Genomic DNA, 25641 nt, shown 5'->3' on the forward strand with positions numbered 1-25641 from the left:
TGAGGCGAGCCCCGGCCCCTCACCCCAGCCCTCTCCCGGAAGGGGAGAGGGCGCAGGGCATCAGTGCCCGCGGCGCGGGTCCGAATCGAACGTATGCGGACCGTTGCCGATCCCCGGCTGCGCCGGGCCGTCGCCATCGAGCTTGTCGCCCAGCAAGCGGCGCACCACCACGTAGAACACCGGGATCAGCAGCACGCCCAGGAAGGTGGCGAACAGCATGCCGCCGATCACGCCGGTGCCGATCGCATGGCGGGCGTTGGCGCCGGCGCCGGAGGAAATGAACAGCGGGAACACGCCCAGGATGAACGCCAGCGAGGTCATCAGGATCGGCCGCAGTCGCAGTCGCGCCGCCTCGATCACGCCCTCGCGCAGCGTCTTGCCATGCGCCTGCTGCTCGACCGCGAATTCCACGATCAGGATCGCGTTCTTCGCGGCCAGGCCGATCACCGTGATCAGGCCGACCTTGAAGTAGATGTCGTTGGGCAGCCCGCGCAGCAGGGTGAACACCACCGCGCCGAGCAAGCCCAGCGGCAGCACCAGCAGCACCGAGACCGGGATCGACCAGCTCTCGTAGAGCGCGGCCAGCGCCAGGAAGACGATCACGATCGACAGCACCATCAGCAGCGTGGCGGCATTGCCGGAAAGGATTTCCTGGTAGGACTGGCCGGTCCAGTCGAAGCCGTAGCCGGCAGGCAGGTCGGTGGTGACGAGCTTCTCCATCTCGCTCATCGCCTCGCCCGAGGCATGCCCGGGCGTGGGCGCGCCGACGATCTCCACCGCGGCATAGCCGTTGTAGCGGGTCAGCGAGGGCGAGCCCATCCGCCATTCGGCATGCACCACGTTGGAGAGCGGGATCATGTCGGGCGTGCCGACGCTGGTGGCCTGCGTGCTGCTGGGCGTGAAGAAGTGCTGCAGCGCGTCCGGGCTCATGCGATAGGCCGCATCGGCCTGCATGATCACGCGCTTGACGCGGCCGCCATAGGTGAAGTCGTTGACGTACACGGGCGCCAGCATCAGGCCGACCGCGTTGTAGATGTCGCCCACCGACAGGCCCATCGCCTGTGCCTGCACGCGGTCCACGTCGAGGTGCAACTGCGGGGCATCCTCCAGCGTGTTGGGGCGCACGCCGGTCAGCACCGGATCCTGGCTGGCCTTGCCCAGCAGCGTGTTGCGCGCCTGCGTCAGTGCATCGCGGCCGGCGCCGCTGCGGTCCTGCAGGTACATGTCGAAGCCGCCGAACTGGCCCAGTCCCTGCACGGTCGGGATGTTCACCACGAAGATGCGTGCATCGCGGATCTGGAACAGCTCGCCGTTGGCGCGCTGGATGAAGTCCGCCGCGGTGCCCTTGCGCTCGGACCAGTCCTTGAGCTTGATGAACGCCATGCCCGCGTTCTCGCCGGAGCCGATGAAACTGAAGCCGGCCACCTGCAGCACGGTGTCCACCGCCGGATCCTTCTTCAGGATCGTGAGCATCTGGCGCATCACCTCTTCGGTGCGCTGCTTGGTCGCGCCAGGCGGCAGCTGGATCACCGACATCGCGTAGCCCTGGTCCTCCTCGGGCAGGAAGCTGCCGGGCAGGCGGGTATAGAGGAAGCCCGCCAGCACCGCCACCAGCACGAACACGAACATCCAGCGCGGCGCGTGCCGTACGGCACTGCCGACGTGGCCGGTATAGGTGTGCGTGGTCCACTCGAACAGCTGGTTGAACTTGCGGAAGACGACGTTCTTCTTCTTGTGGTGCTCAGGCTTGAGAAAACTCGCGCACAGCGCCGGCGTGAAGGACAGCGCCAGGAACGCCGAGAACGCCATCGATACGGCGATGGTCAGCGCGAACTGCTTGTAGATGATGCCCGAGGCGCCCGGCTGCAGCGCCGAGGGCACGAACACCGCGGTCAGCACCACGGTGATCGCCACCACCGCGCCGGTGATCTGGCCCATCGCCTTGCGCGTGGCGTCCTTCGGCGCGAGGTTCTCCTCGGTCATGATGCGCTCGACGTTCTCGATCACCACGATCGCGTCGTCCACCACGATGCCGATGGCCAGCACCATGCCGAACAGGGTCAGCTGGTTGATGGTGAAGCCCAGCACCAGCATGCCCAGGAACGTGCCCAGCAGCGCGACAGGGATGACCAGCGTCGGGATGATGGTGGCGCGGATGTTCTGCAGGAACAGCAGCATCACCAGGAACACCAGCACGATCGCCTCGACGAGCGTGTGCACCACCTCGTCGATCGAGATCCTCACGAACGCGGTGCTGTCGTACGGGCTGAACCAGCTCACGCCCGGCGGGAAGCTGGGGGCGAGCTCGTCCATCTTGCCGCGCACGGCGGTGGCCACGTTGAGCGCGTTGGCGCCAGGCAGGAGCTGGATCGCGAACGCGCCGATCGGCTTGCCGTCGACGATGGTGTCGAAGCCGTAGTTGCCGGGACCGAAGCTGATCCGCGCCACGTCGCCCAGTTTCACCGTGGTGCCGTCGGGGTTGGCGCGCAGGATGATGCCGGCGAACTGGTCGGGCGTGGTGAAGCGCCCTTCGGTGGACACCGTCGCGGCGAAGCCCTGGCCGGGCAAGGCGGGATCGGCGCCGATCGAGCCGGCGGCGAACTGCACGTTCTGCGTGCGGATCGCGTTGAGCACCTGCGTCGCCGACAGGTTGTAGCCCTGCAGCTTGTCCGGATCGAGCCAGATCCGCATGGCGTATTCGGAGCCGAACTGCTGGGTGCTGCCCACGCCCGGCACGCGCGCGATCTGGTCGAGCACCTGCGAGCCGACGATGTCGCTCAAACGGTCGCGGTCGATGTTGGGGTTGTCGGACTTCAGCGCCACCACCATCAGGAAGCCGGCGTTGGCCTTGGCCACCACCACGCCCTGCTGGGTCACTTCGGAGGGCAGGCGCGGCGTGGCCAGCGCAACCTTGTTCTGCACCTGCACCTGGGCGATGTCCGGGTCGGTGCCGCTTTCGAAGGTCAGCGTGATGCTGGCGCGGCCGCTGGAGCTGGACGAGGAGCTGAAGTACAGCAGGTGGTCGATGCCGGTCAGCTGCTGCTCGATGACCTGGGTGACCGCCTTCTCGGTGGTTTCGGCGCTGGCGCCCGGATAGGAGGCATTCACCGTCACCGAGGGCGGCGCGATGTTGGGGTAGGACTCCACGCCCAGGTTGAGGATGGCCAGCACGCCACCCAGCGAGATCAGGATGGCCACCACCCAGGCGAAGATCGGGCGATCGATGAAAAAGCTCGGCATGATGTGAGCTCCGTTACTTGCCGCGCGCGGTCGCGGCAGCGGTCGGGGCCCTGCCGGCGGGCGCCGGCGGCTGCCAGGGGGAGGCGTTGACCGGCGCACCTTCCTTGACGTTCTGCACGCCCGAGACGATCACCTTCTCGTCGGCCTTCAGGCCGCCGGTGACGATCCAGTTGCTGCCGTCCGCCGCGCTGGCGGTTACGTCGCGGCGGATCACCTTGCCGTCCGTGCCGACCGTAAAGACGTAGGCGCCCACGGTGTCGCGCAGCACCGCAGGCTGCGGCACCAGGAACACGTTGTGGCGCTGGCCCAGCGAGGCGGCGAGGGTGACGTACATGCCCGGCAGCAGGGTGCGCTGCGGGTTGGCGATGCGCGCACGCAGCTTCACCGCGCCGGTGGCCGGATCGACCGTGGTGGAGGAAAAGTCCAGTGTGCCCGGTTCGCCGTAGGTGCTGCCGTCGGGCAGCTTCACCCGTACGCTGGCGTTGGCGTTTCCGGCCAGCGAGACGTTGCCCTGCCCCTGCGCCTGGCGCAGCTGTTCGAGCTCGGCCACGCTCATGGTGAAGTTCACGTACAACGGGTCGATCTGGTCGACCGTGGTGAGGAGAGTGGCTTCGCCCTGGCCGACCAGGGCGCCCTCGGTCACCTGCTGCTGGCCGGCGCGGCCGTCGATCGGCGAGCGCACGTCGGCATAGCCCAGGCTGATCTGCGCAGACTGCACGCTGGCGCGGGCCTGCTGCATCGCTGCCGAAGCGCTGCGCTCGGCGGCAAGCGCGTTGTCCAGATCCGCCTTGGACACGTAGCCCTTGGGCGCCAGCTCGCGCGCCCGCTGGGCATTGACCTTGGCGTTGGTGTAGCTGGCCTGCGCCTGTGCCAGGGTGCCCTGCGCCGCGCCGAGCGCGGCCTTGAGCGGCGCCGGGTCGATCTGGAACAGGAGCTGCCCCTGCTTGACGTCGGTGCCTTCCTCGTAGGCGCGCTTGACCAGCACGCCGGGCACGCGCGCGCGCACGTCCGCGCTGCGGAAGGCCGACAGGCGGCCGACCAGGTCCTTGGTCAGCGGCACGGTCTGCGGCTTGAGGGTGACCACTCCCACCTGCGGCGGCGGCATCTGCTGCGGCCCCTGCGGCTGGCCCTTGCCGCAGGCGGCCAGGCCAAGCATGCCGAGGCACAGGGCCAGGGTGCGCGTTGTCGTGGACTTCATGGGAGCTCCATCCTTAATGGGGTGATCGGAGACGCGGCGGGGAAGCCGGCGAGCATACGGGCGGCGTCATGGCCGACCAGTGCCAATGGTCGTGGCGCAACGTGCCGGCGGGTGGGCGGCCACCGGCTGGGAACGCACAACTATACCGCTGAGTTTACATTTTGCGGGCCACTGCGGCCAAGATCTTGCGGGGTTCGCGGCGTTGTGCGCAAAGCGAAGGCGTCCGGCGTCGCGTGGCCTGCTCCTCTCCTTCGATTGCGCGGGTGAAACGGAAGCGGGATCGCGTCGGGACTGATGATCCACGCACGGGTCCGGGCCCGTCGCCCGGGGCTTCGTCGGTGGAATCGCCCTTACGCCCGGCGTATCCTCTTCGGGCTTTGCGCATCCCCGGCGCAGACACTTTCGTTTCCACTGACAAGCAGATGCCATGAATGCCATTCGCGCGACCAGCGACAGTGCGGTTCCCCCGGCTGTCTTCGAGGAACTGAAGAACAGCGGCTTTCCGACCCGGCGCCTTGATGAGGCGCAATTTTTTATCGGCGCCTTCTTCGCGCGGATGGCGCACAGCGACGTGGACCTGCATACTCCGGCCGAATGGGCGACGCTCATCGCCGGCCTGCTCGAGTTTATGCAGCAGCGCGAACCCGGCCGCGCCAAGGTGCGCGTGATCAATCCCGGACGCAGCCATGCCGGCCGCAGCGTGATCGAAGTGGTCACGGACGACATGCCGTTCCTGGTCGACACCGTCAGCATGATCGTTTCGGACCCGCTGCAGATCCATGCGGTGATCCATCCGGTGGTCAAGGTCGCCCGTGACGCCAAGGGTCAGCTGCAGCGCCTGGGCGACGAGGCGGGCGCGCCCGAGTCGGTGATGCATTTCGAGGTCGACCGCGTGGCCGACGAAGCGGCCCAGGCCGCGCTCCAGGCGCGTGTGGAAGCGGCGCTGGAAGACGTGCGCGCCGCCGTGGGCGACTGGTCGGCGATGCGCGACAACGCGCTGGCGGTGGCCGCCGAGCTGCCGCGGCGCAAGCTGCCGATGGACGCGCATTCGGTGGACGAAGCGGCCGACTTCCTGCGCTGGCTGGCCGACGACAACTTCACCTTCCTGGGCTATCGCGAATACGAAGTGACCGAGGCCGACGGCGAGGACGTGCTGCGCGCCATCAACGATTCCGGCCTGGGCATCCTGCGCGGCAGCGAACGCTCGCTGGCGCCGCGCTCGCTGCGCAGCCTGGTCGCTTCGGAGCTGCCGCAGTCCGGCGCCACCGACGCGATCATCCTCACCAAGACCAATGCCCGCTCGCACGTGCATCGCCCCGGCTACATGGATTACGTGGGCGTGCTCAAGTTCGACGCCAACGGCAAGCCGGTGGCCGAGCAGCGCTTCCTGGGCCTGTTCACTTCCAATGCCTACATGGCGCGCCCGCAGGACGTGCCGCTGGTGCGCCAGCGGGTCGAGGCGGTGATGTGCCGCTCGGGCCTGAAGCGCGATTCATATTCGGGCAAGTCGCTGCGGCACATCCTCGAAACCCTGCCGCGCGACGAGCTGTTCCAGAGCAGCGAGGATGAGCTGTTCGCCATCGCCAGCGGCATCCTCGAGCTGCGCCAGCGCGCGCGCACGCGCCTGTTCGTGCGCCGCGACCGCTACGGCCGCTTCTACACCTGCCTGGTCTACGTGCCGCGCGAACGCTTCAACACCACGGTGCGCGAGCGCATCGAGCACCTGCTGAGCGACGCGCTGCATGGCGAGCACGTCGATTCGTCCGTGCTGATGGGCGAGGCCGCGCTGGCGCGCCTGCACGTGGTGGTGCGCCCGAAGATCGGCGACCGCGCCGAGTACGACACCGCGGCGCTGGAGCGGTCGGTCGCAGCGATCGTGCGCAACTGGCACGACGACGTGCGCGACGCGCTGGTGCGCGCCCGCGGCGACCACGAGGGCGTGGTGCTGGCCAACCGCTACGCCAAGGCGCTGCCGGTGGGCTACGTCGACGAGGTCAGTCCCGAAGTGGCGGCCCAGGACGTGTACGAGCTGTCGCTGCTCGAAGGCGACGATGCCGTGCGCATGTCCTTCTACCACCCGCCGCTGCGGCCGGACGAACTGCGCTTCAAGGTCTACCGCTCCGGCAGCGACATCGCGCTGTCCGAGGTGCTGCCGCAGCTGGAGAACCTGGGCCTGCGCGTGCTCACCGAGCACGTCTACGACGTGCACACCGGCGGCACGCCGCTTTTCGTCCAGGACTTCGAGGTGCAGCCGGTCGGCCACCTCACCTTCACCGTTGAGCAGGTCGGCACGCTGTTCGAGGACGCCTTCGAGCAGATCTGGCGCGGCAACGCGGAGAACGACGGCTTCAACCGCCTGGTGCTCGGCGCCAAGCTCAACTGGCGCCAGGTCGCCATGCTGCGCGGCTACTGCAAGTACCTGCTGCAGGCCGGCGTGTCGTTTTCGCAGAGCTACATGGAGGACGCGCTCAACCGCTACCCGGCCATTGCCGGCCTGCTGGTGGAGCTGTTCAACGCCAAGTTCGACCCGCGCCGCGAGAGCCTGTCGGCCGGCGAGCTCAAGACCGCCGGCGAGCTGCTCGATGCCGAGATGCGCCTGCTCATCCCGGGCAACGTGCAGTCGGCGCAGCCCGGCCTGGTCGATGGCCTGGTCGCGATGCTTTCCCTTCCGCGCGCCGAGCAGGTCGGCGTGACAGAAGATGCCGTCGCGACCCTGCTGGAGAACGTCGCCAGCCTGGACGACGACCGCATCCTGCGCAGCTTCCTGGGCGTGATCCGCGCCACCCTGCGCACCAGCTTCTTCCAGCAGTGGGACGGCGCTTTCCGTCCTTACATCAGCTACAAGTTCGATTCGCACAAGGTCGCAGACCTGCCCAAGCCGGTGCCCTACCGCGAGATCTTCGTGTCGGCCGCGCGCGTGGAAGGCATCCACCTGCGCTTCGGCGCGGTGGCGCGCGGCGGCCTGCGCTGGTCCGACCGCCGCGAGGACTTCCGCACCGAAGTCCTCGGCCTGGTCAAGGCGCAGATGGTCAAGAACACGGTGATCGTGCCGGTCGGCTCCAAGGGCGGCTTCTTCGTCAAGCGCCCGCCGGTCGGCGGCGACCGCGACGCGCAGCAGGCCGAGGGCATCGCCTGCTACAAGATGTTCATCAACGGCCTGCTCGACATCACCGACAACCTGGTCGAGGGCAAGGTGGTGCCGCCGCACGACGTGGTGCGTCATGACCAGGACGATCCGTACCTGGTGGTGGCCGCCGACAAGGGCACGGCGACCTTCTCCGACATCGCCAACGCCATCTCGATCGAACACAACTTCTGGCTCGGTGACGCATTCGCCTCCGGCGGCTCCAACGGCTACGACCACAAGGGCATGGGCATCACCGCCAAGGGCGCGTGGGAGTCGGTCAAGCGCCACTTCCGCGCGCTCGGCCGCGACTCGCAAAGCCAGGACTTCACCTGCGTGGGCATCGGCGACATGTCCGGCGACGTGTTCGGCAACGGCATGCTGCTGTCCGAGCATATCCGCCTGCTGGCCGCGTTCGACCATCGCCACATCTTCCTCGACCCGAACCCGGATGCGGCCAGGTCGTTCGCCGAGCGCCAGCGCATGTTCAAGCTGCCGCGCTCGAGCTGGGACGACTACGACAAGTCGCTCATCTCCGAGGGCGGCGGCGTGTACCCGCGCAGCCTCAAGTCGATCCCGGTTTCGCCGCAGATGCGCGAAGCGCTGGGCATCAAGGGCGACGCCACGCATCTGACCCCGGCCGAGTTGATGAGCGCGATCCTCAAGGCGTCGGTCGACCTCCTGTGGAACGGCGGCATCGGCACCTACGTGAAGTCCTCGCAGGAAACCAATGCCGACGTGGGCGACCGCGCCAACAACGCATTGCGCATCAACGGCGCCGACCTGCGCTGCAAGGTGGTGGGCGAGGGCGGCAACCTGGGCTTCACCCAGAAGGGCCGCATCGAGGCCGCGCAGCACGGCGTGCTGCTCAACACCGACTTCATCGACAACTCCGCCGGCGTGGACACCTCCGACCACGAGGTCAACATCAAGATCCTGCTCAACGACGCGGTACGCCGCGGCGAGCTGACCGAGGATGGCCGCAACAGGCAGCTGGCCGCGATGACCGACGAGGTCGGGCAACTGGTGCTCTGGGACAACTACCGGCAGAACCAGGCAATCACCCTGATGGAGCATCAGTCGGTCAAGCGGCTCGGTTCGATGGCGCACTTCATCCGCGAGCTGGAAGCCGAGGGCCTGCTCGACCGCCAGGTCGAGAATCTGCCTTCGGACGCGGAGCTCACCGAGCGCAAGACCCGTCACCAGGGCCTGACCCGGCCGGAGCTGTCGGTGCTGCTGTCCTACGACAAGATCAAGCTGTTCCAGCAGTTGCTCGAGTCCGACGTGCCGGAAGACCCGTACCTGTCCAAGGAGCTGGTGCGCTACTTCCCCGAGCCGCTGCACGAGAAGTACGCGGCCAACATGCAACGCCATCGCCTCAAGCGCGAGATCATCGCCACCGCGGTGACCAACTCGACGATCAACCGCATGGGCGCCACCTTCATGATGCGCATGCAGGAGGACACGGGGCAGGGCCCGGCGGCGATCGCCAAGGCCTACACCGCCGCGCGCGAGATCCTGGATGCGCGCGAACTGTGGGGCGAGATCGAGGCGCTGGACAGCAAGGTCGCCGAGGACACGCAGATCGACGCGATCATGCAGATCTGGTCGCAGCTGCGCCACATGACTCGCTGGCTGCTCAATCGCCCCGGCGGCAGCCTGGACATCGCCGTCAACGTCGAGCGCTACCTGGACGGCGTCACCGCGCTGCGCAAGGCGCTGCCCGAGGCGCTCACCGAAACGGGCAAGGCCGACTTCGAGCTCAGCTGCGAGAAGTGGGAAGGCCTGGGCGTGCCGGCCGAACTGGCCGTGCGGCTGGCCCGCATTTCGGTGCTGCGCGCCGTGCTGGACATGTGCGAGGTCGCCCAGCAGACCGGCCAGCCGATCGCCACGGTCGCCCGCGTGTTCTACGAGCTGGGCGAGACGCTGGACCTGGAGTGGCTGCGCGGCCAGATCGAGGCGCTGCCGGTGGAAGGCCACTGGCATGCGCAGGCGCGCGGCTCGCTGCTGGACGAACTCAACCACCAGCATCGCGCACTGGCCCAGCAGGTGCTGGCGCTGGCCGGCAGCCGCAAGGACGTCTCGCCGGTACGGGCCTGGCTGGAGCGCGACGATGCCACGCTCAAGTACACCCGCAGCATGCTGGCGGAGATCCTGACCCAGAACGCGGACTACCCGATCGCCTCGGTGGCCGTCCGCCGCCTGGCGCAGCTGGCGGCGGTGCCGGTGCAGTAACGGCGGAGGTCGGGCCGGCAGGTAACCCGGTCCGACCTCACCCCACCTGTCGGAGCCCGCCTGCAGGCGATGCCGCGAACGAAGCGCGCCGCCCGCAAGCGGTCCTCCTGCCTGGACGCACGGCCGCTGTCATGCCCGGCCGCCGTGCCTGCGTTAAGCTCGCAGCACCATCGCCACGCCGGATGCCCATGCGCTTCGCCTTCGTCGCCAGCGACACGCCCGTGGCCCAGCAGGCCCGCCGCAGGCTGGCCGAACGCTACGGCGACATGCCGCCGCTGGAGGCCGACGTCATCATCGCGCTGGGCGGAGACGGCTTCATGCTGCGCACCCTGCATGCGCATCGCGCGCTGGATCTGCCGGTCTACGGCATGAAGCTCGGCCGCGTCGGTTTCCTGATGAACAAGCACCACCTGGACGACCTGCCCGGGCGCATCGAGCGCGCGCATGCTGCCGTGCTGTACCCGCTGCAGATGCGCACCGTCGACGGCAAGGGCAACGAGCAGTTCGCGCTGGCCTTCAACGAGGTCTCGCTGCTGCGCCAGACCAACCAGGCGGCGCACCTGGAAGTGAAGCTAAACGACGCGGTCAAGATTTCCGCACTGGTCTGCGACGGCATCATGGTGGCCACGCCCGCCGGCTCCACCGCCTACAATCTTTCCGCCCACGGGCCGATCCTGCCGCTGGACGCCAATGTGCTGGCGCTGACGCCGATCAGCCCGTTCCGGCCGCGCCGCTGGCGCGGGGCGATACTGCCGCATCGCACGCTGGTGACCCTGCGCGTGCTCGACCCGGGCAAGCGGCCGGTCAGCGCCACCGCCGATTTCCTCGAGGTGCGCGACGTGCGCAAGGTGCAGGTCCGCCAGGCGGAGGAGTGCGGCGTGAAGCTGCTGTTCGATCCCGAGCACAACCTCGAACAGCGGATACTGGATGAGCAGTTCGCGGCGGACTAGGCGGACCATCTAGCCGTACGCCCGTCTTCCGCCTTTGCCGGATTGAAAAGCATGACCATACCCGATGCCCACGACCCTGGCGCCAGCACCGACAACCGCCTGGTCGTTGCCATTTCCTCGCGCGCATTGTTCGACCTGGGCGACAGCCATAGCTTGTTCGAGCGCGACGGGCTGGATGCCTACCGCCGTTTCCAGATCGAGCACGAGAACGAGATCCTGCAGCCCGGCGTCGCCTTCCCGCTGGTGCAGAAGCTGCTGGGCCTGAACAAGCTCGCGGGCGACGTGCCGCCGGTGGAGGTGATCCTGCTCTCGCGCAACTCCGGCGATACCGGCCTGCGCATCTTCAACGCCATCCAGCACCATGGCCTGGAGATCAGCCGCGCCGCGTTCACCAGCGGCGCTCCGACCTCCGACTACATCGCCCCGTTCAAGGCCGACCTGTTCCTTTCGGCCAATGCCGAGGATGTCGGCCGGGCGCTCGCCGCCGGCGTGGCGGCGGCGACCATCCTGCCCAGTACCGCGCCGCCGCGCGCCGGCGAGCAGTTGCGTATCGCCTTCGATGGCGATGCGGTGATCTTCGGCGACGAAGGCGAGCGGGTCTCGCGCGAAGAGGGCCTGGAAGCCTTTCACCGCCGCGAAACCGAACATGCCGCCGAGCCGCTGTCGGTGGGACCGTTCCGTGGATTCCTCACCGCGCTGCACCGCCTGCAGACCGCCTTCCCGGCGGAGGATTCGCCGATCCGCACGGCCCTGGTCACGGCACGCTCCGCGCCCGCGCACAAGCGGGTGATCCTCACCTTGCGCCGCTGGGGCGTGCGCATCGACGAAGCGCTGTTCCTGGGCGGCCGCGACAAGGGGCCGTTCCTGGACGCCTTCGGCGCCGACATCTTTTTCGACGATTCGCCGGCGAACGTGGAATCGGCGCGCAAGCATGTCGCCACCGGCCACGTGCCGCATGGCGTGAGCAACCGCTGAGCGAGCCCAGGGAGTGCGGCATGCGTGTCCTGCTTGCAGTGATGGTGTCGATGGCTGTCGCACCCGGTGCCGTGGCCCAGTATTACCGGGGCGCCACGCTCGCCCCCGACCAGGCCACGCTGGTGCTGCATACCGAGCGTGGGGACGTCGACGCGCCGCGTACCGAGGTGGACCAGCAGGGCTTCGATGCGCCGCATGTTTCAGCCGATGGCCGCAGTGCGGGATGGCTGGTGCTCGAAGCCAACTGCTGCACGTCCTATCCCTTGCCTACCTCGGTCGTGGTGTTCCGCGAGGGCAAGTTCGTGCGTCGTTTCGGCGAGGGAATGGCGATCTGGGCCTGGGCCTTCGCCGCCCATGGCCAGGCCGTCGCTTACCGGCAGCGTGCCCCGCACGGCATCAGCACGATCGCCTATACGCTCCGCAACATCGCGGATGGCCGCTTGCTGGACGAGTTCGACTGCTTTCCGAAGGAGGGCACGCCCGAAGGCCAGCCGGTGCCCTACGGATACGCCGGCAAGGTGCCGGACTGGGTCTGGCCCATCGCCGAGGAGTGTCCCGCCAGGTAGCCCACGGCGAGAAGCGGACCACGCCCGGCCCGGCACTACGGGCCCGTGCACGCCTGGCCGCTACACCAGCTTCATGCGCCGCCACCAGCCGCTCACCTGGTCCTCCCGCACCAGCGTGAACAAGCCGGCGCCCAGGATCATCGCGATGCCAATGAGCATCGGCCAGTCCAGCGTGTCGCCGAACAGCCAGTAGCCGAAGCCGATCGCCCACAGCATCTGGCTGTACTGGGTGGGGGCCACGCGGTTGGCCGGCGCGGCCTGGGTGGCGAGCATCAGCAGCACGCCGGCCAGCGCGGCCAGCAGGCCGTAGCCGGCCAGCAGCCACCACTGCTGCATCGTCGGCCATGCGAAGGAGGGCAGCATCAGCACGCCGCCTGCCGCCAGCGGGCCGACCACGCCGGCGCCATACAGGCTGATGCGCTTCTCGTGCGCGCCGGCCATGCGCAGGGCGACGACCGAAACGGCGCCGGCCATGCCGCAGGCGATTGCGGCGAAGTGGCCCAGCCCCAGGTGGCGGAAACCCGGCCGCAGCACCACCAGCACGCCGATGAAGCCGGCGAACACCGCGGACCAGCGCCGCCAACCCACGTGCTCCTTGAGAAACAGCACCGATAGCACCGTCACGAAGATCGGCATCAGGAAGATCAGTGCGAAGGTCTCGGCCATCGGCAGGTGGGTGAATGCCACCACCGCCGAAAGGTTGCTGATCGCGCCGGTGATCGCGCGGATCCACCACAGCGCCGGCCGCCGGGCCACGAACACTTCGCCCCAGCGGTCGCCCTGCTTGCGGATGAAGGGAATGGCCGCCAGCCCGAGCGCCGCGCCGAAGAACACCGCCTCGTACGCGGGCAGCGAGCCATGCAGCGATTTGACGAAGGCGTCGCTGACCGCGTAGGCCGCGTAGCAGGCAAAACCGAGCAATACACCCTTGAACATGCGTTCTCCCGACAACGACACGCGGCTTGGGACGAGTACGGCCGAATCCCAATGCCGGATCGGGCCCGTTCCGGCATGACCATACCCGCCAGCGGCGGTAGAATGCCGGACTTGTCCCATTCAACGGAACCGAAGCATGGCCGCCCGTCTCGACCCGCTCGACCTGTACGACGTCCGCTCGCTGCTCACCGACGAGGAGCGCATGGTGCAGGACACCGTCGGCCGCTTCGTCGACGAGAAGGTGCTGCCGATCATCGGCGATTGCTTCGACCAGGGCCGCTTTCCCAAGGAGCTGGTCCCCGAGATCGCCAGCCTGGGCCTGCTCGGCGCGACGATTCCGGAAAAGTACGGTTGCGCCGGTATGAACGGCGTGAGCTATGGCCTGATCTGCCAGGAACTGGAGCGTGGCGACTCGGGCCTGCGCAGCTTCGCTTCGGTGCAGAGTTCGCTGTGCATGTTTCCGATCTACGCCTACGGCAGCGAAGAACAGAAGATGCACTATCTGCCGAAGATGGCGGCGGGCGAGGTGATCGGCTGCTTCGGCCTGACCGAGCCGCACGGCGGTTCGGACCCGGCCAACATGAAGACCAACGCCAGGAAGGACGGCGGCGACTGGGTCATCAACGGCGCCAAGATGTGGATCACCAACGGCAACATGGCGCACATCGCGATCGTCTGGGCGCAGACCGAGGACGGCATCCAGGGCTTCATCGTGCCGACCGACAGCAAGGGCTTCGCCGCGCAGGAAGTGCACAAGAAGATGAGCCTGCGCGCCTCGGTCACCTCCGCGCTGTTCTTCGACAACGTGCGCGTGCCCGACGCCAACCGCCTGCCCAACGTAAAGGGCCTCAAGGGCCCGCTGGGCTGCCTGACCCAGGCCCGCTACGGCATCACCTGGGGGCCGATCGGCGCGGCGCAGGCGTGCCTGAAGGAGGTGCTCGACTACACCGCCGAGCGCATCCTGTTCGGCCGGCCGCTGTCCTCCAACCAGGCGATCCAGCTGAAGATGGCCGACATGGCCCGGCGCATCACCACGGCGCAGCTGCTCTCGCTGCAGCTGGGGCGCCTGAAGGACGCCGGCGCCATGCAGCCGACCCAGGTCTCGCTGGCCAAGTGGAACAACGTGCGCATGGCGCTGGACATCGCGCGCGAGTGCCGCGACATCCTGGGCGGCGCCGGCATCACCACCGAGCACTCGGCGATCCGCCACGCGCTGAACCTCGAATCGGTGATCACCTACGAGGGCACCGAGACGGTGCACCAGCTGGTGGTCGGCCGCGAGCTGACCGGCATCAACGCGTTCTGATCTTGAATCCTTCTCCCCCGGGAGAAGGTACCCGAGGGCGGATGAGGGTTCGGTACGGAGCGCGCTGGTGAAGTCCGCGCAAGCCCCGGGCCCTCTCCCCAACCTCTTTCCCGACGGGAGAGGGCTTTCAGGAGATGAGGCCTTTGCACGTTCCGGACATCCGCATCGAAACCGACCGCCTGATCCTGCGCTCGACCCGGCCGGAGGATTTCGAGGGCTGGGCCGCGCTGATGGGCGATGAGGAAAACTCGCGCCACATCGGCGGACCGCAGCCCCGCGCGGTGGCCTGGCGCGGGTTTCTCTCCATGGCCGGCGCCTGGGCGATCCAGGGCTACGGCATGTTCTCGGTGATCGAGAAGGCCAGCGGCCGCTGGATCGGCCGGCTCGGCCCCTGGTGCCCGGAAGGCTGGCCCGGCACCGAGGTGGGCTGGGGCCTGCTGCGCGAGGTCTGGGGCGAGGGCTACGCCACCGAGGGCTCGGCCGCGGCGATCGACTGGGCGTTCGGGCACCTGGGCTGGAGCGAGGTGATCCACACCATCGCGCCGGACAATTTCGCCTCGCAGCAGGTCGCCCGGCGGCTGGGCTCCAGCCTGCAGGGGCCGGGCCGCCTGCCCGAGCCGTTCCAGGACATCGCCGTCGACGTGTGGGGCCAGAGCCGCGAGGCCTGGATGCGCCGCCGCGCATGAGCCATATCCCGCCCGCGCTGTTCGTCGCGCTAGCCGAAGCGGTGCCGGAACTGCACGTGCACTGCGCCGAGCCGTGGTGCCTGATCGGCAGCGCGGCCGCGCGCCTGATGGGCGCCGAGGTGAGCGTGGCCGACGTCGACGTGCTGGTCTCGCGCGCCGATGCCGAGGTCCTGGCGACGCAATGGGCCGACCGTCGCGAAGCCGGCTACGTGCCCGCTAACGGCGACCGCTTCCGTTCGCGTTTCGCCCGCTTCCGCTTTCCCGGCATGCCGTTGGAAGTGATGGGCGGGCTGGAACTGGACGCAGGCGAGGGCTGGCAACCGGTGACGCCGGGTCGACTGGTGCTGGTCGGCGTTGAGGGCCTGGCGGTGCCGGTCCCCTCGCTGGACGACCAGGTCCGCATCCTCGAATCCTTCGGCCGCGACAAGGACCTCGCGCGTGCCGCCGCCCTGCGGCGGCTGCGCCGGCCGGCTTCCGCGCTGCCCATCGCCTCCTCTTCCTGACGGCCGCGCCGCGGCCGTTCTCCCGTACCGGTACGAATCCACCATGACCATTGCGCTTCCCATCACCGCCCGCCACAAGGGCTTCAACCGTGCCGAGATCGTCGACCAGAACTTCACCGAGTTCGTGAAGCTCTGGCAGGGCGAGGTAGGCGCCGCGCCGCGCGACGACCGGCCCGTGCTGTCGGGCAGCGCGCTCGATTCGCGCGGTTTCCGCGAGCTGCTCGAATCGCAGCTGATCAGCCGCCACCTGGACCTGATGGCGCGCGTGCTGCGCGTGCAGAACAAGGTGTTCTACACGATCGGCTCGTCCGGCCACGAGGGCAACGCGATGGTGGCGCGGCTGACTCGCCACACCGATCCGGCGTTCCTGCACTACCGCTCCGGCGGCTTCATGGCCGAGCGCTTCCGCAAGCTGCCGGGCATGGACCCGGTGATGGATTCGGCGCTGTCCTTCGCCGCCAGCAAGGACGACCCGGCCTCCGGCGGCCGCCACAAGGTGTGGGGCAGCAAGCCGCTCTGGGTGCTGCCGCAGACCTCGACCATCGCTTCGCACCTGCCCAAGGCGCTGGGAACTGCGGTCGCCATCGACCACGCGCGGCGCATCGGCCGCACGCTGCCGGTGCCGGAGGATTCCATCGCCATCTGCTCGTTCGGCGACGCGTCCTCCAACCACGCCACCGCGCAGACCGCCTTCAACGCGGCCGGCTGGACCGCCTACCAGAAGCTGCCCGCGCCGGTGCTGTTCGTGTGCGAGGACAATGGCATCGGCATCTCGGTGAAGACGCCGAACGGCTGGGTGGCGAACAACTTCCGCCATCGCGCGGACCTGGATTATTTCTTCGCCGACGGCCTGGACCTGGCCGAAGGCTACGCGCAGGTGCAGCGTGCGGTGGAGCATTGCCGCAACACTCGCCGTCCGACCTTCCTGCACCTGGCCACCACCCGCGTAATGGGCCACGCCGGCACCGACTTCGAGATCGAGTGGCGCAGCATCGAGGAGCTGTGCGCGGTGGAGGCCACCGACCCGCTGCTGCGCTCGGCCGCGATCGCGCTGGAGTCGGGCCTGTATTCGAAGGATGCGCTGCTGGCCCTGTACGAGGCCACCCGCAAGCGCTGCTTCGCCGCTGCCGAAGAGGCCGATCGTCGGCCCAAGCTGGACCGCCTGGACGACGTGATGGCGCCGCTGGCGCCGTACACGCCGGCCAAGGTGAAGGCCGAGGCCGAACGCGCCGACTACGCCGACGCGCGCCTCAAGGCCTTCGGCAGCGAGGACAAGCTGCCGGAGAACCAGCCGCCGCGCCACCTGGCCATCCAGATCGGCCAGGCGCTGCACGACGTCATGGCCAAGTACCCCGAGTCGCTGCTGTTCGGCGAGGACGTGGCGCAGAAGGGCGGCGTCTACACGGTTACCAAGGGCCTGCATAAAACCTTCAAGAACACCCGCGTGTTCAACACCCTGCTGGACGAGACGGTGATCCTGGGCCTGGCCCAGGGCTACGCCAACATGGGCATGCTGCCGATCCCGGAGATCCAGTACCTGGCCTACTTCCACAACGCCGGCGACCAGATCCGCGGCGAAGCGGCCAGCCTGCAGTTCTTCTCCAACGACCAGTACCGCAACCCGCTGGTGATGCGCGTGGCTTCCCTGGGCTACCAGCGCGGCTTCGGCGGCCACTTCCACAACGACAACTCGATCGCCGCGCTGCGCGACATCCCGGGCCTAATCGTCGGCTGTCCCAGCCGCGGCGACGACGCGGCCACCATGCTGCGCACGCTGACCGCGCTGGCCAAGGTGGACGGGCGCGTGTGCGCCTTCCTCGAGCCCATCGCGCTGTACATGACTAAGGACCTGTACGAGGCCGGCGACGGTGCGTGGCAGTTCGGCTATCCCGCGCCGGGCCAGGCGATGCCGCTGGGCGAGGGGCGGGTCTACAACGACGGCGCGGACGACCTGGTCGTGTTCACCTTCGGCAACGGCGTGCCGATGGCGCTGCGCGCCGCGCGCACGATCGAGGCCGAGCTCAAGTGGAAGGTGCGCGTGGTCGACCTGCGCTGGCTGGCGCCGCTCAACGACGCCTTCATCGCGGCGCAGGCGAAGAGCGCCAGGCGCATCCTGGTGCTGGACGAGGGCCGCAAGAGCGCCGGCGTGGGCGAGGGCGTGATCACCGCGATCGTGGAGGCCGGCTTCGGCGCCACGCCGCTGGAGCGCGTGGTCGGCGCCGATACCTTCACGCCGCTGGCAGGCGCCGCGTTCCTGGTGCTGCCGGGCGAAGCGGACGTCGTGGCGGCGGCGCACAAGCTCGCGGATTGAGGTAGCGCGGGAATGGGTGGGGCGAGGCAAGTCCTCCCCATCCGTCCTTCAATCGTCCACTTCGGTCATCTGTGGCCAGGGCCGCGCCTCGATGCCGGGTGGCGGGTCGTACAGGCGCGCCTGGTTGCGGCCGTTGACCTTGGCCTGGTACATCGCCTGGTCGGCGCGCTCGATCAGCGTTTCCAGGGTATCGCCGAAGCTGCGCATGGCCACGCCGATGCTCACGCTCAGCATGAACTCCTGGTTGACCGGGATCTCCAGCCGATAGACGCGCCGGCACAGGCGGGTGGCCACCTGCATGGCCTGTTCCTGCACCACGCCATCGAGCATGGCGATGAACTCCTCGCCGCCGTAGCGGCCGAGCAGATCGGACGGGCGAAGTTCCGCGCGCAGGGCTTCGGCCACTTCGATCAGCGCGCGGTCGCCGGCGCGGTGGCCCTGCTGGTCGTTGAGCAGCTTGAAGCGGTCAAGGTCCAGAAACAGCAGCGCCACCGGCCGTCCGGTGCTTTCCCCCAGCATCGTCTCGGCCGCTTCGTTCCAGGCGCGCCGGTTGAGTACGCCGGTGAGCGAATCGTTGTCGGCCAGGGCTCGCACCATGTCGCGGTCGCGCCGCATGGTCAGCGCGCGGTCGCCCAGGCCGATCGACAGCACGATCGCCTCGAACGCGCCGGCGACCACGCTGGCGTCGCTGATCCAGCCCATGCCTGGCAGCGCGCCGCTCAACTGGGCGGTGGACAGCGCGGTGAGCGCCAGCAGCGGCGTCCAGCCGACCAGGAAGAACCAGGCGTGACGCGAACCGTGCGCGGCCGCGACGATGGCCGTCAGCAGCATCAGCATCGCGCCCAGGATCAGCAGCGGATCGACCAGCGCCTGCGCCACGTCCACCAGCAAGCCGATGGAACTGCTGCGCATCAGCACCAGCATCGGCATGCCGATGGCCAGCGCCATCACTGGCGCGCGCAGCAGCGGCGCGAAACGTTGCAGTTCGCAGAAGCGCGCCATGAACAGCGCCGCGAAGGCCACCGACAGCGCGATCGCGGTGGATTCGAGCAGGCCTGCCGAAGGCGCGAGCCAGCCGATTTCCAGCGGATGGAACAGGAAGCCGGTCTGGATGCTCTGGATCAGCGCGTAGCAGAAGATGTAGCCGGCGTACCAAGAGAAGGTGTTGTCATGGAGCATCAGCGCGAAACACAACGCCATCAGCGCCATCGTCAGCATCACCGCGAAGCAGGCGCTGAACAGGGTCAGCCAGTGCGCGTCATGCTGGAGGAAGGCGGGCAGGGACTCCAGGTGGAAGCTCAGCGGCGGGGAAAGCCCTTCCATCGGTTCGAGCTTGAGCAGGATCGGCGTGGTGGCCGACACGCTCGCCGGGTAGCGGTAGGCAAGCCGCCCATGGCCCAGCGGCGGACCGCCGGCCTCGTCCAGCGCCAGGCTGCCGACCGGGCCGTGTGGACCATAGATCGTGATGTTGCCCAGCGCGGGCGGGTAGATGGTGAGCACGCGCTCTTCGTCCACCCACGGCGGCTGCTGACGCAGTACCACCCAGGTGCCGAGGCCTGCACGCGGAAAGCTGTGCAGCAGCGACGGGTCGAAGGCGGCCAGTTGGCCCTGGCGGAATTGTCCCATCACCGCGGCGGCAGTGTCCCCGGCATGGACCTCGCGCCAGCCGCCGTCCAGCGGCACGGCGGCCAGCACCACGCCGAACCACAGCCACAGCAAACCGAGCACGCACCCGGCAGCCGGGAGCCTGTACTGGGTCCATGTCCTTGCTGCGGCAAGCCTTCGCATCCCCTCGACCCCGCTGACGGCCGGCCACGCATTCGGGCGGCCGAGTCCAACCCCTGGGCGGGCCGACCTGCTGCTCCACAGCTGGCGCACCCGCGCTCTGAACGATCCTACGCGAACCGTCCGGCTCTCCGCTTGCTTTTTGCACGCGAGCCAATGGCTTTTCTAGCAGGGTCTGTGCCAACGCGGGCAACCCGGCTTGCGCCAGTGCTCACGACTCCTTGGCGGCGCGGGCGGCATGCTCGCCGAATGTGGCCGTGTCTGCCCCTGTGGGGAAGCTATGGACCCAACCGAGCAGTCGTGGCGCGGCCTTCGTAATCCTCTCATCCCGCCTGCGGACCACCCACGGAGAAGTCCATGAGCATCAAAGTAGCCGTACTGGTCGGCAGCCTGCGCAAGGATTCCTACAACCGCCGCCTGGCCCGAGCCGTGGAGAAGCTGGCGCCGCAGGAGCTGGCCTTCGAGCATGTGCGCATCGACGACCTGCCGTTCTACGACCAGGACTTCGACGGCGACTACCCGCCGCGATGCCAGCAGCTCAAGGCGCAGATCAAGGCCGCCGACGCGCTGCTGTTCGTTACCCCGGAGTACAACCGCTCGGTGCCCGGCGTGCTCAAGAACGCCATCGACATCGCCTCGCGCCCCTACGGCACCAACGCCTTTGCAGGCAAGCCCGGCGCCGTGATCGGCGCCTCGGTCGGGGCCACCGGCAGCGCGTTGGCGCAGCAGCACCTGCGCAATACGCTGGCCTACCTGGACGTGCCGCTGCTGGGCCAGCCGGAGGTGTTCGTGCAGTTCAAGGACGACGGTCCGGTCGATGCCAGCGGCGAGATCACGGTCGACAGCACGCGCAAGTTCCTGCAGGGCTTCGTCGACCTCTACGTCCAGTGGCTGCACACCATCCTCAAGCGGTAGGCACGCGAGGGCCGTGACCGGCGGGGCGGCCGGCCGCCCACCACGCGCTTGACTCTAGACCTGGATCAAGGGTCTAGACTTGCGCCATGAACATGCAAACCGCTTCTCCGCTCACCATCGGTGCCGTCGCCAAGCGCGCCGGCGTGGCCATCGACACCATCCGCTACTACGAACGTGAAGGGCTGCTGCCCGAACCGTCGCGGCGGCCCTCCGGCTATCGCAGCTACGGCGAGGGCACGGTCGCCCGGCTGCGCTTCATCCGGCGCGCCAAGAACCTGGGCTTCACGCTGGAGGAGATCCGCGGGCTGCTGGCGCTCTCGGCCGACCGGCAGCGCGGCGTCAGGGCGGTCAAGCAGCGCGCGCAGCATCGCCTGGCCGAAATCGAGGCGCGCATCGCCGAGCTGGAGCGCGTACGCGCGGGGCTGGCGCAGCTGATCGAGGCCTGCCCTGGCCATGGCGAGCCCGAGCGATGCCCGATCCTGCAGGCGCTCGGCGGGGAGGAGCGCCCATGAGCAGTTGCTGCCACTCCCACGCGGCGCCGGCAACCGTGAAGGATCCGGTCTGCGGCATGAGCGTCGATCCCCTTACCGCGCGGCACCGCGCCGAGCACGCCGGGCGCACCTGGTATTTCTGCAGCGAGCGTTGTCGCGAGCGCTTCGTCGCCACGCCCGAACGCTTCCTCGACGAGCGCCCGGCACCGCCCGCCGATGCAGGCGCTATCTATACCTGCCCGATGCATCCGGAAGTGCGCCAGGTCGGACCGGGCGAGTGCCCGAAATGCGGCATGGCGCTGGAGCCGCTGATGCCGACCGCTGAAGCTGACGATGCCGGCGAATTGCGCGCGCTGTGGCGCCGCTTCGGCTGGCTGGCCGCGCTGACCCTGCCGGTGCTGGTGCTGGCGATGGGACCGCACCTGCTGGGCCACGCGTGGCCGGCGCGCTGGATCGGCGTGCTCGGCGTCGCCGAAGCGTTGCTGGCCAGCGCGGTGGTGCTGTGGGGCGGGGCGCCGTTCTTCCGGCGCGGCTGGCGCTCGCTCAGGCCATGGTCGCCGAACATGTACACGTTGATCGCGCTGGGCACCGGCGTGGCCTGGGCCTACAGCGCCGTCGCACTGCTGCTGCCCGGCATTTTCCCGGCCGGCCTGCGCGTGCATGGCCGCGTGGGCGTCTACTTCGAGCCGGCGGCGGTGATCGTCACCCTGGTCACACTGGGCGACCTGCTCGAACTGCGCGCGCGCCGCCGCACCGGCGAGGCGCTGAAGGCATTGCTCGGCCTGGCGCCGAAGATGGCCCACCGCCTCGGGCACGATGGCGAAAGCGACGTGCCGCTGGAGCAGGTGCGCGTCGGCGACCTGCTGCGCGTGCGCCCCGGCGAGAAGGTGCCGGTCGACGGCGTGGCCACCGAGGGTGAGAGCCATGTCGACGAATCCATGCTTACCGGCGAGCCGATGCCGGTGGCCAAGACCGCCGGCGACCCTCTCACCGCGGGTACGGTCAACCAGGACGGCACGTTGCTGCTGCGCGCGCAGAAGGTGGGCGGCGATACCCTGCTCGCACAGATCGTCACGCTGGTTGCGCAGGCGCAGCGCAGCCGCGCGCCGCTGCAGCGGGTGGCCGATCGCGTGGCCGCGTGGTTCGTGCCTGCGGTGGTCGCGGTGGCGGTGCTCGCCTTCGCCGCGTGGCTTGCGTGGGGACCCGAGCCGCGGCTGGCGCACGCATTGGTCGCGGCGGTCTCGGTGCTGATCATCGCCTGTCCCTGCGCGCTGGGCCTGGCCACGCCGATCTCGATCATGGTCGCCAGCGGACGCGGCGCGCAGGCGGGCGTGCTGTTCCGCGATGCCGCCGCGATCGAGGCGCTGCACCGCGTCGACGCGCTGGTGGTCGACAAGACCGGCACGCTGACCGAAGGCCGCCCGACGCTGCGCGAGGTGGTGGCCCTTGGCGATCTCCGGCAGGACCGCTTGCTGGCCCTGGCCGCCGCGCTGGAACAGGCCAGCGAACATCCGCTGGCGCGCGCGATCGTCGCGGGAGCACAGGCGGCGGGCGTGAGCGTGCCGCCGGCGGCCGGCTTCCGTGCGCTCACCGGCCGTGGCGTGCGCGCGCACATCGAGGGGGCCGAGGTCGCGCTGGGCAATGCGCGCCTGCTGGAAGAGCTCCACGTTGCGCTGGATGGGGCCGCTGCAGGGCACGCCGAGCGGTTGCGCAGCGACGGCGCCACCGTGATGTTCCTGGCCGTGGATGGCGTGCTGGCCGGCGTTGTCGCGGTCGCCGACCGCATCAAGGCCGACACTCCCGCTGCGCTGGACACCCTGCGCCGCGAGGGCTTGCGCATCGTCATGCTCAGCGGCGACCACGCCGCCACCGCACAGGCGGTGGCGCGCGAGTTGCGCATCGATCAGGTGCATGCCGAAGTTTCGCCGGCGGACAAGGCGGCGGTGGTCGAGCGCCTCAGGCACGAAGGCCACCGCGTGGCGATGGCTGGCGACGGCATCAACGACGCCCCGGCGCTTGCCGCCGCGGACGTGGGCATCGCCATGGGCAGCGGCACCGACGTGGCGATGGAGAGCGCCCAGGTCACCCTGGTCAAGGGCGAGCTCTCCGCCATCGCCCGAGCCCGTGCGTTGTCGCAGGCGACGGTGCGCAACATCCACCAGAACCTGTTCTTCGCCTTCGTCTACAACGCGGTGGGCGTGCCGCTGGCGGCGGGCGCGCTGTATCCGTTCCTGGGCGTGGTGCTGTCGCCGATGATCGCTGCGCTGGCGATGAGTCTCTCGTCGGTGTCGGTGGTGGGCAATGCGCTGCGCTTGCGGCGGGTGCGGTTGTAGCCCGCGCGACGATTGGCCGGTGTGGGGCCGTTGCTCCTTCTCCCGGTGGATGCGCGATGGCCTTGCTCCCTCTCCCTTTGGGAGGTCGGGGAGCGGGTGCTCGTGGGGTGGGTTGTTGTGCGCTTCGCTTTTTCCCGGGGCGTTTCCGCGACGGGCTCGCCTGCGGAAGCGCCACAGGAAGGCGAAGCCCAGCATGCGTAAAGGACGACGCCAACCGCCGGCTCAGGCCCCAATGCCTTAAGCTGCGCGCCGCTTCGTTACGGGAAAATTCCATGCCGCGCACGCTTGCCCAATGGTTGGCCTACCAGGAGGGTGTCCATCCGCGCAGCATCGAACTGGGACTCGATCGCGTGCGCAAGGTGTGGCAGCGGATGGGCGCGCCGTCGCCGGCTCGATGCGTGATCACCGTGGGCGGAACCAACGGCAAGGGTTCCACTGTGGCGCTGATCGAGGCGATGCTGCGCGTGGCCGGGCGGCGGGTGGGTTGCTACACGTCGCCGCATCTGCTGCGCTACCACGAGCGCGTGCGCATCGATGGCTGCGACGTCACGGACGACGCGCTGGTCGGAGCGTTCGAGCGGATCGAGGCCGCGCGCACCAGCAATGGCGAGGCGGTGCCGCTGACCTATTTCGAGTACGGCACGCTGGCGGCGCTGGACCTGTTCGCACGCGCGGACCTGGACGTGGCCGTGCTCGAGGTTGGCCTCGGGGGACGACTGGATGCCGTCAACATCATCGACGCCGACGCGGTGGTGATCACCACCATCGACCTGGACCACATGGACTGGCTGGGCAACGACCGCGACAGCATCGGCCGCGAGAAGGCCGGCATCGCCCGGCGCGGCAGGCCGGCGATCGTCGGCGAATCGGACCCGCCGGCCGGCCTGCTCGATGCGCTGGCCGCCTGCGGTGCACAGGTGCAGCGGGCCGGGCACGACTTCCGCGTGGAGCGGCACGTGCGGGGCTGGCGCTGGCAGCACCGGGACGGGACTGTCTTCGACTTGCCCGATCCCGCACTTGCCGCACCGGTGCAGTACGCCAATGCCGCCGCTGCGCTTGCCGTGTTGCATGCGCTCGGCAGCGGCGGCGACCGCAGCGTTCCGGTCGAGCTGGGCGAGGCGGCCGCTGCCGGCCTCGAGGCCGTGCGGGTGCCGGCGCGCCTGCAGGCGCTCGGCGGCGATCCGCTGCTGGTCGTGGACGTTGGCCACAACCCGCAGGCAGCCAGGGCCTTGGCCGACTGGCTTCAGGTTCGCCGATTTGCGCGGGTGCACGCAGTCTACGGTGCGCTGGCGGACAAGGACGTGGCCGGTGTGCTGGCCGCGCTCGGGCCGCAAGTCGACCACTGGCACCTCGCCGGGCTGGATGGCGATTCCCCGCGCGGGCTGTCGATCGGCGGGCTGTCCGAAACGATAAGGCGGACCCTGCCGCTGGCGGTGTCCGACGCGCATCCGGACGTATCCGCAGCGCTGGCCGCAGCGCGGGCGCAGGCGCGGCCGGGGGAATGCATCCTGGCGTTCGGTTCGTTCTTCGTCGCCAGCGCGGTGCTGGCTGAACCGGCGAGCTGACCGGGCCGTGCGGGGGGCAGGGGAAGGTATAATCCCGCTACTGCGTGCCGTGCGGCCTTGGAGTTCGAGTCTTGAAAACACGCCTGCTGGGTGCCTTCGTCCTGATTGCGCTGATGGTGCTGTTCGTGCCGATGTTCTTCTCCAGCACGCCGCCCACCAATGCCGGGGACCAGGCAGTGAGCCTGGCCATTCCTCCAGCGCCGGACCGCGACCTGCAGACGCGCACGATGAGCCTCGATCCCGAGGCGCCCGCCAGCGCCGGCACTGCCGCAGCCACTTCGCCGGTGATCCCTGCGCGTGCGCAGTCGGCTGCACCGTCGCCGTCGGACCGCCTGGCCACCGTCGACATCGCCTCGCGCCGCCCACGCGACGTGGAAATGGAACCGAATGCGGCCGCCTCGCCAGCGTCCTCAGCCGCGCCGGCCAAAGTCGTGCCGCCCGCACCCGCACCGGTCATCCAGCCAAGGCCTGCCGGCACAGCCGGGGTCGCCGAAACTGGAACTGCCGGTACCGCCGCGCGCG

Annotated in this window: 16 protein-coding genes and 1 pseudogene; 13 read left to right on the plus strand and 4 right to left on the minus strand. The window is 69.1% G+C overall.

Annotated elements, in window-relative coordinates:
• Positions 1-60: 60 nt before the first annotated feature.
• A complete protein-coding gene (locus HOQ08_RS00330; protein ID WP_291189813.1) occupies positions 61-3240 on the minus strand; it encodes a multidrug efflux RND transporter permease subunit in 3180 nt (1059 codons plus the stop codon).
• A 13-nt stretch (positions 3241-3253) separates the two neighbouring features.
• On the minus strand, positions 3254-4438 hold the full coding sequence (locus HOQ08_RS00335; protein WP_291189816.1) for an efflux RND transporter periplasmic adaptor subunit: 1185 nt from the start codon (positions 4436-4438) through the stop codon (positions 3254-3256).
• Positions 4439-4865: 427 nt separating this feature from the next.
• On the opposite strand from HOQ08_RS00335, the gene HOQ08_RS00340 reads away from it, so the two are divergent.
• The 4 genes from HOQ08_RS00340 to HOQ08_RS00355 all read left to right on the plus strand — a co-directional run bounded on the left by HOQ08_RS00340 (position 4866) and on the right by HOQ08_RS00355 (position 12288).
• A complete protein-coding gene (locus HOQ08_RS00340) occupies positions 4866-9797 on the plus strand; it encodes an NAD-glutamate dehydrogenase domain-containing protein (RefSeq protein ID WP_291189819.1) in 4932 nt (1643 codons plus the stop codon).
• A 188-nt stretch (positions 9798-9985) separates the two neighbouring features.
• Complete coding sequence (locus tag HOQ08_RS00345) at positions 9986-10747, plus strand: NAD kinase (protein WP_291189822.1); 762 nt, start codon at positions 9986-9988, stop codon at positions 10745-10747.
• A gap of 51 nt (positions 10748-10798) precedes the next feature.
• Positions 10799-11722: a 5'-nucleotidase gene (locus HOQ08_RS00350; protein WP_291189825.1), complete on the plus strand. Its 924-nt coding sequence runs from the start codon at positions 10799-10801 to the stop codon at positions 11720-11722.
• Positions 11723-11742: 20 nt separating this feature from the next.
• The gene (locus HOQ08_RS00355) at positions 11743-12288 is read left to right on the plus strand and encodes a hypothetical protein (protein ID WP_291189828.1); all 546 of its coding nucleotides are present in this window, start codon (positions 11743-11745) and stop codon (positions 12286-12288) included.
• A gap of 60 nt (positions 12289-12348) precedes the next feature.
• Here the strand turns inward: HOQ08_RS00355 and HOQ08_RS00360 are convergent, their stop codons facing one another.
• Positions 12349-13224: a DMT family transporter gene (locus HOQ08_RS00360; protein WP_291189832.1), complete on the minus strand. Its 876-nt coding sequence runs from the start codon at positions 13222-13224 to the stop codon at positions 12349-12351.
• A gap of 136 nt (positions 13225-13360) precedes the next feature.
• Between HOQ08_RS00360 and HOQ08_RS00365 the strand changes: the two genes are divergently transcribed.
• The 4 genes from HOQ08_RS00365 to HOQ08_RS00380 all read left to right on the plus strand — a co-directional run bounded on the left by HOQ08_RS00365 (position 13361) and on the right by HOQ08_RS00380 (position 18030).
• Complete coding sequence (locus tag HOQ08_RS00365) at positions 13361-14530, plus strand: acyl-CoA dehydrogenase family protein (protein ID WP_291189835.1); 1170 nt, start codon at positions 13361-13363, stop codon at positions 14528-14530.
• A 143-nt stretch (positions 14531-14673) separates the two neighbouring features.
• Positions 14674-15216 (plus strand): GNAT family N-acetyltransferase, encoded by a 543-nt coding sequence (locus HOQ08_RS00370; protein ID WP_291189860.1) that lies wholly within the window; start codon positions 14674-14676, stop codon positions 15214-15216.
• Positions 15213-15719, plus strand: coding sequence for a hypothetical protein (locus HOQ08_RS00375; RefSeq protein WP_291189838.1), 507 nt, complete (start codon positions 15213-15215; stop codon positions 15717-15719). The genes HOQ08_RS00370 and HOQ08_RS00375 overlap by 4 nt, the downstream gene beginning before the upstream one ends.
• Positions 15720-15762: 43 nt before the next feature.
• A complete protein-coding gene (locus HOQ08_RS00380) occupies positions 15763-18030 on the plus strand; it encodes a thiamine pyrophosphate-dependent enzyme (protein WP_291189841.1) in 2268 nt (755 codons plus the stop codon).
• Positions 18031-18078: 48 nt separating this feature from the next.
• Here the strand turns inward: HOQ08_RS00380 and HOQ08_RS00385 are convergent, their stop codons facing one another.
• On the minus strand, positions 18079-19758 hold the full coding sequence (locus HOQ08_RS00385) for a diguanylate cyclase (RefSeq protein ID WP_291189844.1): 1680 nt from the start codon (positions 19756-19758) through the stop codon (positions 18079-18081).
• 414 nt (positions 19759-20172) lie between these two features.
• On the opposite strand from HOQ08_RS00385, the gene HOQ08_RS00390 reads away from it, so the two are divergent.
• From HOQ08_RS00390 to HOQ08_RS00410, 5 genes and pseudogenes are all read left to right on the plus strand, one after another.
• Complete coding sequence (locus tag HOQ08_RS00390; RefSeq protein WP_291189847.1) at positions 20173-20730, plus strand: NAD(P)H-dependent oxidoreductase; 558 nt, start codon at positions 20173-20175, stop codon at positions 20728-20730.
• Positions 20731-20816: 86 nt separating this feature from the next.
• Positions 20817-21242: a heavy metal-responsive transcriptional regulator gene (locus tag HOQ08_RS00395; RefSeq protein WP_291189850.1), complete on the plus strand. Its 426-nt coding sequence runs from the start codon at positions 20817-20819 to the stop codon at positions 21240-21242.
• Positions 21239-23554 carry a heavy metal translocating P-type ATPase gene (locus tag HOQ08_RS00400; RefSeq protein ID WP_291189853.1) on the plus strand — a complete coding sequence of 772 codons (2316 nt, stop codon included), beginning with the start codon at positions 21239-21241 and terminating at the stop codon, positions 23552-23554. The genes HOQ08_RS00395 and HOQ08_RS00400 overlap by 4 nt, the downstream gene beginning before the upstream one ends.
• Positions 23555-23826: 272 nt before the next feature.
• Positions 23827-25119, plus strand: coding sequence for a bifunctional tetrahydrofolate synthase/dihydrofolate synthase (gene folC / locus HOQ08_RS00405; protein ID WP_291189856.1), 1293 nt, complete (start codon positions 23827-23829; stop codon positions 25117-25119).
• Positions 25120-25190: 71 nt separating this feature from the next.
• A pseudogene (locus HOQ08_RS00410) lies at positions 25191-25641 on the plus strand (SPOR domain-containing protein); the annotation flags it as partial.

The sequence above is a fragment of the Frateuria sp. genome (genome assembly GCF_013362045.1).
Taxonomy (GTDB): domain Bacteria; phylum Pseudomonadota; class Gammaproteobacteria; order Xanthomonadales; family Rhodanobacteraceae; genus Frateuria_A.

Excerpts from the sequence above, each read along its gene's own strand:
- HOQ08_RS00375 (WP_291189838.1), top strand. The coding sequence starts at position 15,213 with ATGAGCCATATCCCGCCCGCGCTGTTCGTCGCGCTAGCCGAAGCGGTG.
- HOQ08_RS00360 (WP_291189832.1), bottom strand. The coding sequence starts at position 13,224 with ATGTTCAAGGGTGTATTGCTCGGTTTTGCCTGCTACGCGGCCTACGCG.
- HOQ08_RS00340 (WP_291189819.1), top strand. The coding sequence starts at position 4,866 with ATGAATGCCATTCGCGCGACCAGCGACAGTGCGGTTCCCCCGGCTGTC.
- HOQ08_RS00345 (WP_291189822.1), top strand. The coding sequence starts at position 9,986 with ATGCGCTTCGCCTTCGTCGCCAGCGACACGCCCGTGGCCCAGCAGGCC.
- HOQ08_RS00350 (WP_291189825.1), top strand. The coding sequence starts at position 10,799 with ATGACCATACCCGATGCCCACGACCCTGGCGCCAGCACCGACAACCGC.
- HOQ08_RS00400 (WP_291189853.1), top strand. The coding sequence starts at position 21,239 with ATGAGCAGTTGCTGCCACTCCCACGCGGCGCCGGCAACCGTGAAGGAT.
- HOQ08_RS00365 (WP_291189835.1), top strand. The coding sequence starts at position 13,361 with ATGGCCGCCCGTCTCGACCCGCTCGACCTGTACGACGTCCGCTCGCTG.
- HOQ08_RS00395 (WP_291189850.1), top strand. The coding sequence starts at position 20,817 with ATGAACATGCAAACCGCTTCTCCGCTCACCATCGGTGCCGTCGCCAAG.
- folC (WP_291189856.1), top strand. The coding sequence starts at position 23,827 with ATGCCGCGCACGCTTGCCCAATGGTTGGCCTACCAGGAGGGTGTCCAT.
- HOQ08_RS00355 (WP_291189828.1), top strand. The coding sequence starts at position 11,743 with ATGCGTGTCCTGCTTGCAGTGATGGTGTCGATGGCTGTCGCACCCGGT.
- HOQ08_RS00380 (WP_291189841.1), top strand. The coding sequence starts at position 15,763 with ATGACCATTGCGCTTCCCATCACCGCCCGCCACAAGGGCTTCAACCGT.
- HOQ08_RS00330 (WP_291189813.1), bottom strand. The coding sequence starts at position 3,240 with ATGCCGAGCTTTTTCATCGATCGCCCGATCTTCGCCTGGGTGGTGGCC.
- HOQ08_RS00390 (WP_291189847.1), top strand. The coding sequence starts at position 20,173 with ATGAGCATCAAAGTAGCCGTACTGGTCGGCAGCCTGCGCAAGGATTCC.
- HOQ08_RS00335 (WP_291189816.1), bottom strand. The coding sequence starts at position 4,438 with ATGAAGTCCACGACAACGCGCACCCTGGCCCTGTGCCTCGGCATGCTT.